This window comes from Mesorhizobium sp. M1312 (assembly GCF_040318115.1).
In the GTDB taxonomy this organism is placed as follows: Bacteria; Pseudomonadota; Alphaproteobacteria; order Rhizobiales; family Rhizobiaceae; genus Mesorhizobium.
In genome coordinates this window covers 36,054-42,479 of record NZ_JAMYLQ010000043.1, presented here as the reverse complement: position 1 = coordinate 42,479, position 6,426 = coordinate 36,054, and the positions used below count along the sequence as shown (strand labels likewise).

The following is a 6,426-nucleotide window of genomic DNA, read 5'->3' as shown; positions in this document are numbered from 1 at the left end:
TGGAAGACAATCAGAATCGTTTGTCGGTCGACGAGTATTACGAGGTAGAACATTTCGCGCGAGAGAATGGCATCTCGCCAAGCCAGGTCAGCAGGCTGATCAAAAGAAACGGTAATGATCGGTCTGCTCTGACAAAAGCCGCAAGGGCGCTGCGGGAGCAGAAGTGAGATGCCGGACGAACAACAAAGGCGCGGGATTACGAGTCAGGGACCACGACCGGCCGATCAAGCCCGCGGCGGAGCATTTCAAACACTTCCCCCTATGCGGGCAGGATTTCGACATGCGCGATCTTGGCCAGGTGCTTCACCATGCGAAGCCGGGGCACCAACCGCTGCAGCCTGTGAATTGAAAGTGTGCGACAACAGCGCGCACGCGAAGTGAGCCCTAATTGGAGGGCGTGCGTAGCAACCCCTCCTCCTCCTCGGCAGCAGCCTCGAGGCCTTCCTTACGTCGTCGGGCGTGAGCGCACATAAGCGCAGCCCTACTGATGCCGCGCGAGCCGGTCCACGGGTGCGTTTGCTTCGGCCAGACTTAGCCAGCGCTTGCTCGACTTTTTGAGCGTCAGTGCACTTGATGTGCCGGATCATTTGCTGCCTCAGCCGAGCGAGCCTTGCGGCGCGATATACGTCGCCGTATCTCGCAGTTTCAAGGTGGAGGGTCGCGAGCCTCAGTAGAAGTCGCGAATCCGCCTTTCGTTCCGATGTTCGACCTTGACTCGCCAAAGGGCTGGCCGGACGGCCACGACGAATGAGCCGCATCCCTGCCAAAAGAGATCGTCCGCTGATGCTGCTCAGTCGGTGCCCGGTCCAACCAGACGATAGCGGAAGTGATTGCGGATGTGGTCGTTGAAGTAGCGGCCCTTGGCAAAGGCGGCTTTGAACGCGGCAAAGGTATCCGGCGGCACGTCCTCAAACTCATATCGTTTGCCGCTGGCCACGAACCATACCGAGAGGATTCTGCTGTCGGGATCGTAGGCCATTTTTCGTATCGAGGTCGATGGCATGATACGGCTCGAGCAAAAGTCTTCAACGATCGCAGAGCCTGTCACGTTCCTTCGTAGTGTTGCTCCCGAGCAGCGCACGAGGATTTGCTCCGGGCCACCTAACGCATTGCTGCATGCAAACGCGGCAGCAGGCACGGTTCTTCCGGGTCTCACTTTCTACGCCGGCAGCGAACTTCAAACTTCCAATCACTCGACCGCTTGGGCCAGGCGCTGTTGAATAGCCAGTCGACGCTCATACATAGGCGATCAGACCTATCCGAGTTCAGCAGGAAGCGCCGCGATGCTGATGATCGCGAGTTTGGCCTTGGTGGTTTGGCCTTTTGCAGCCGGAGCGGGAATGTTCTTGTTCGCCCCATGTTTCGGTGCGGTCGAGATCTAGTGCAGCCGTTGATCACGGACCGCCAGTTCTTTGCCCGGGACGCCTGCGTTGTCGCTCGCGACATGATTGGCGCCACGCTTCTTGTGCACGGCCTGGGCGGGATCGTCGTCGAAACGGAAGCCTATCGCGCCGATGATCCAGCCTCACATAGTTTTGGCGGTCGGACTTCGCGAAACAGCGCAATGTTCGGCGCCCCAGCGAGCGCATACGTCTATCGCTCCTATGGTCTGCATTGGTGCCTGAATGCCGTCTGCCTTCCCGGTAGTGCTGTCCTCGTGCGCGCAATCGAACCGCAATCAAAGCTCGACCTGATGCGGGCCAATCGCGGCGTTGATGACCTTCGATTTCTTTGTTCGGGACCCGGTCGCCTTTGCCAGGCGCTTGCTGTCGATGCATCTTATGACGGGCTGCCACTGGACGAGCTTCCGTTCCAGTTCAGGCTGCCATCAGGAGCAAGAACCAGCTCCGTCTTAACGGGACACCGGGTCGGCATCTCCAAGGCTGTCGATCTCGAGTGGCGCATCGGACTGGCAGGCTCGTCGTACTTGAGCCGCAAGTTCTGAGTTGCGTCTGCACGAGTAATTGCCAGGGAGTGGTTACAGGTAATTAGCCATATGCGGGGTCTCGCGGTCCGCGAGTATGGGCCAGGAAAACGAACCCGCTGGGCGGGATGGTCGCGCGCGGTGAGGTAGAGGTCACGATCAGGTTGCCGCGCGCGCCCGCACTGAGCGTCGTTCGGCGGGGACAGTGCGTCACAGGCTTCTTCAACAAGGAGCCTGGCCCTGCCACGTCCTAAGCGCAATTTGCCTCATTCAAACAGACGAGGACAGTAGGCCAGCCTACCCCTACGGTAGGAGGTCGTTCTGTCGAATTCGTCCCGGGGCAATTATTGTAGTTTGTGCGGAAATAGAAGCAAACTCGCGATTCTTCATGCAGACACTACGGCAGTTCATGCGCTCGCATCCCATAGGGGGGACGTTGTCGAAGAACGATTGGGGGAACAACGATTTTCTCGGTGTTACCGCAAAAACCTACAAACCCCATTCGGTGATCGGCCGCCAGGATGACGACAACGATGAGATATTCATCGTAAAATCGGGTTGGGCCATCCTTTATCACGGGCTCCTGGACGGAGAACGGCAGATCATCGACACTCCCCTCACCGGGGACATTGTCGGGTTCCGTTCTGTGGACGGACCACGTTTAGCATCGCTGGCGTCCGTAACTGAACTAACTGTTTATGAAATTCGCAGTAAGGAACTGGTCGAAGCCATCTTGTCGGAAGGCCGCCTCGGGAAGAAGATCGCTTGCTCCCTGGCCCGTCTGAACGCCATCCTTGCCGAACATCTCATGAATACCGGGCGGCGGAACGCGATGAGCCGCACCGCCCATTTCCTGCTCGAGTTGGAGGAGAGGCTCTCCATGGTTGGCTTGTCGGCCCATGGAAGATATGAGTGTCCCCTTACGCAATATGACCTGGCCGACATCCTCGGAATGACCACCGTTCACGTCAACCGAACGTTGGGGGAACTCCGCAAGGCCGATCTCGTCTCTTTCAAGGCGGGCCATGTACAGGTGATCAACCGCAAGAAGCTGGTCGAAATAGCCGGATTTGACAACGAGTATCTCAGGTAACGGCTATCTTCTAGAGCGGCAACGCAAATTTTCCGCCGGAAAACGCGATGGCCAGGTCGCAGCGCTTTGATATCGTTGCCCAACACCGACCCTCGAGCCGTCCCTGGAACAGTTCCGGCCAACTGGTCGTGCGCGGCCTGGCGGGGCAGTGATATATCTCGACCACACGGTATCCCCATCCGGCGTGCGGTGAAGGACGGGGCCGGGCGGAACTTAACGTCGTTCGTGTTGAGCAATATGCAAAGAGGCCCGATCATCATGACCGACGGCGACACGGCCTATCGCGCGGCGAGAGCGTGCCGCCGAATAAGTGCAAGTGCCCCCACCCACTGCGGCAGATCCACCGAGTGTTCTCGCACCTGACGCGTCAACCACCACCTTCAGGAATCCGCAGGCACGATCCCGATCGTCGTTCGACTTCGGGCGGCATGAGATGGCTAAAGCCGTCGCATCCCTGCGTCTTCAGCCAGATTGCCGCGCCCTGGGGTTCTAGCTTGACGTCCGTTTGCGGCGAAATTTACCGAAAAAGCAACCTATGTTAGAGACTGCTTATAAATAGACCTTACACTGCCCAAGCTGTTCTCGCTGAGGGGGTGCGAAGAACTGCTAGAGACTCAAAGCGGGGGGCATCGAGCGTCAGCTTTCACAACGGTTGGGTTATCAAACTTCAAATGCTGGAAACGAGGAGACTAATCGGCCGCCGCGAGGCGGCTGTATGGGGAGGATTAGTATGGGTTCGACAGCAGGACTGCATAATAACGCTTCGGCCAATCGGTCAGGAGTTCCGTCCAGCGGAACGGAAAGCGTCCGCGAACCACCACGCAGGGAATGCCTCCTTATCCTGGACGGAAGGGTGCTAGACCGCGAGTGTCTTGCCTCGGCTCTCGTGGACCACGAACTCGGTATGCAGGTCGCCGCCATGGGTTCAATCGATGAATGGCGCGTGAGGAAGGGTTCGGCCCCTCCCCTTGCAGCCATACTCTTCAACCTTGGCGGCCGGAAGATCACCGATCGTGGCATCGCAGACGAGATCAGTCATATTTCGTCCGAGTTCAAATCAGTCCCTGTGGTCATCCTGGCCGACACCGAAGACCTTGCGCAGATACTGACTGCTCTCGAGTGCGGCGCACGCGGCTACATTCCGACCTCGGTCGGCATCGATGTCTGTGTCGAGGCGATCAACCTTGCGGCGGCGGGAGGCATCTTCGTGCCGGCGAGCAGTGTCCTTTCCATGCGGCACCTGATAGATTCGGGCAGCCGCGACAGGCAGCCTTTGACAGGCATATTCACGCTCAGGCAGGCTGAGGTTGCGCAAGCGCTCCGGCGCGGCAAGGCGAATAAGATCATCGCCCACGAACTGAATCTGCGCGAAAGTACCGTGAAAGTCCACATCCGCAATATCATGAAGAAGCTGAAGGCGACTAACCGCACGGAAGTCGCCTACAAGGTTAACGATCTTCTCGAGGAACTCTGGCTTAAGAGTGAACCCAAGCAATAACACGGCCCGCCTTGGGTGAATCGGTGGGCCGTGTTCGACTTGTTGGTTCCAATCATTTAGATCGTGAAAGTCGGAGGATCTCCGTTGTGGGTCTTGGCACGATCGGCAGCATTGCCCAGCTGACCTTGGACTCGGATCAATTGCCTGGGAATCGGTCGCTCAATCTGCAGTGTAAGCAGGCTCAGGGAAGGTGTATCTGCCCACCCATCTTATGGCCTCCTCTATCGTATCGAAATTCTTGTGCTGCCCGCTTAGCAACCCGAAGCCCGTCTCGAGAAACCATTTGCCTTTCGTCGAGTAGGCTTCCTCGTCGATCTGGGTGAGGACCGCCACCAGTTGGTCGCATTTCCACACCAGAACCCCCGATTCTCCGCCCTCGACCGTTCCGATCCGCACTTCGCTGAACGAAAATCCAGAAGTAATTATTGCTTTGCCCACTTTGATAAAGCCCTCGACTTCAAAATGGTAGTAAAATCCCGTAAGCTTTGTATGTGTTTCCTTTTTGTTATCAGATCACGCGGTGAGTTCAAGCCGTTTCACTCGATCTAATTCGTTGATCCACCACTATTCGGAGCAGACGATAGACGGCCGCTTCCAATACAAAAGCCGGGTCCGTGGCCCCACTGGCGGGGTCCACCTCATGGGCTCCTGCGATGTGCCCGTCTCCACCGCTCGCTACCATCGTCGGGGGATGATTTGAGCCTATGCGTTCTTGATCGCAGAGCCTCGTATCAGGGCGAAGCTTTGGCAAAGCGAATGCACCAGCCCGAATGACGATATACTAAGACGAGTTAGCAGGTCAGTTCGGATGATGATTATCGAGAAAGAGGTACCCCTTTTGTGCTTCAAGTGGATCGTGCGGATGGTGAGACGGCTGAGTTGCCATCTTTTCGTTCCCCGACGAGGCATTGCCAGACGCGGGAGTAAGTATGCCATGGTTCATCGCCCAAACGGCAGCTTGTGTACGGTTGCGGACCCGAATCTTTCGAAGGATGGCCTTGACGTGTACCTTCACCGTAGCTTCGGCAATGTTAATCTCGCGCGCGATGGCTTTGTTAGACTCCCCTTCGATTAAGCGACGTAGAATACAGTTTTCCCGATTTGACAAAATTGATATTTCTTGATCCTCATGATCCACTTTAACAGCCACATTTGTTAACTCATCAGCTGCCGCATCATGTTTCAGACCACGCCTTATATCTTGAATAAACGTCGAAGTTTCGGCAGGTAACACCGTCTGCCCTAGCATAACCAATTCGAGAGCTTTGATGAAGGTGTCGTAAGCAGCGACTTTTGTCAAATACCCGTCAGCCCCCGCACGAAAAGCTGAAACTATATCGGTCGATCGACAGTGATCGGCTAGCGCGACGACATGGCTGGTCGGATAGATCGCTTTAAATTCTGCAATTTGTGCGAATTCAGCATCCGCATCAGTACCGCCGACATCTATGATGAGCAAGATGGACCGGTGCTGGGCTAGCGGCTTCTGTAGAAGATCGTGAACACAAGCCGCAGAGAAAAGAACGCGAAACTTTGCCGCGCCCAGGATTCGACTAAGGCCTTCTCGGAGTAACTCGCTCGGCCCGACAAGTACTGTTATAAAAGATTGTCTTGTCATCATTGCCTCTCGCTCCGGCGCGATTGAGGTACACGCGTCGAGTAGGGCACTCCACGCGCCAACCTCATAGTTTCTTTTTTAACCTTACGCCAGGAAGACCCTACACCAAAACACCCTCATTAGGCGTAGGGCAGCATCGTCGAGGCGTATCCGGATTTCTCAAAGCTGAGGCGTTGGGGAATGGCACGAGCAGTGGTTTTCAGCTGCTCCGGGCGGCGGCCATCGTGGCGCCGGATGCGCGGCCATCAGGGTTACCGGGGCTTGGTTTCCCGCGGGACGATGAAAGAAAAACA

Annotated in this window: 7 protein-coding genes; 4 read left to right on the top strand and 3 right to left on the bottom strand. The window is 56.5% G+C overall.

What is annotated here, in order from left to right:
* Positions 1-20: 20 nt before the first annotated feature.
* On the top strand, positions 21-167 hold the full coding sequence (locus NKH36_RS34965; protein ID WP_502912156.1) for a DUF3606 domain-containing protein: 147 nt from the start codon (positions 21-23) through the stop codon (positions 165-167).
* A gap of 623 nt (positions 168-790) precedes the next feature.
* Here the strand turns inward: NKH36_RS34965 and NKH36_RS31775 are convergent.
* Complete coding sequence (locus tag NKH36_RS31775) at positions 791-1,003, bottom strand: KTSC domain-containing protein (protein WP_352963745.1); 213 nt, start codon at positions 1,001-1,003, stop codon at positions 791-793.
* Between the two features lie 378 nt (positions 1,004-1,381).
* Here NKH36_RS31775 and NKH36_RS31770 point away from each other — a divergent pair, with 378 nt between their 5' ends.
* The 3 genes from NKH36_RS31770 to NKH36_RS31760 all read left to right on the top strand — a co-directional run bounded on the left by NKH36_RS31770 (position 1,382) and on the right by NKH36_RS31760 (position 4,515).
* Positions 1,382-1,945, top strand: a complete 564-nt coding sequence (locus NKH36_RS31770; protein ID WP_352963822.1) for a DNA-3-methyladenine glycosylase — start codon at positions 1,382-1,384, stop codon at positions 1,943-1,945.
* A gap of 415 nt (positions 1,946-2,360) precedes the next feature.
* Complete coding sequence (locus NKH36_RS31765; protein ID WP_352963748.1) at positions 2,361-3,017, top strand: Crp/Fnr family transcriptional regulator; 657 nt, start codon at positions 2,361-2,363, stop codon at positions 3,015-3,017.
* A gap of 730 nt (positions 3,018-3,747) precedes the next feature.
* On the top strand, positions 3,748-4,515 hold the full coding sequence (locus NKH36_RS31760; protein WP_352963751.1) for a LuxR C-terminal-related transcriptional regulator: 768 nt from the start codon (positions 3,748-3,750) through the stop codon (positions 4,513-4,515).
* A gap of 159 nt (positions 4,516-4,674) precedes the next feature.
* Here NKH36_RS31760 and NKH36_RS31755 read toward each other — a convergent pair whose 3' ends face one another.
* Both NKH36_RS31755 and NKH36_RS31750 read right to left on the bottom strand, forming a co-directional pair.
* Positions 4,675-4,953, bottom strand: a complete 279-nt coding sequence (locus tag NKH36_RS31755; protein ID WP_352963752.1) for a hypothetical protein — start codon at positions 4,951-4,953, stop codon at positions 4,675-4,677.
* 361 nt (positions 4,954-5,314) lie between these two features.
* Positions 5,315-6,136, bottom strand: coding sequence for a LuxR C-terminal-related transcriptional regulator (locus tag NKH36_RS31750; RefSeq protein ID WP_352963755.1), 822 nt, complete (start codon positions 6,134-6,136; stop codon positions 5,315-5,317).
* Between the last annotated feature and the right edge of the window lie 290 nt (positions 6,137-6,426).

Excerpts from the sequence above, each read along its gene's own strand:
- NKH36_RS31775 (WP_352963745.1), bottom strand. The coding sequence starts at position 1,003 with ATGCCATCGACCTCGATACGAAAAATGGCCTACGATCCCGACAGCAGA.
- NKH36_RS31760 (WP_352963751.1), top strand. The coding sequence starts at position 3,748 with ATGGGTTCGACAGCAGGACTGCATAATAACGCTTCGGCCAATCGGTCA.
- NKH36_RS31750 (WP_352963755.1), bottom strand. The coding sequence starts at position 6,136 with ATGATGACAAGACAATCTTTTATAACAGTACTTGTCGGGCCGAGCGAG.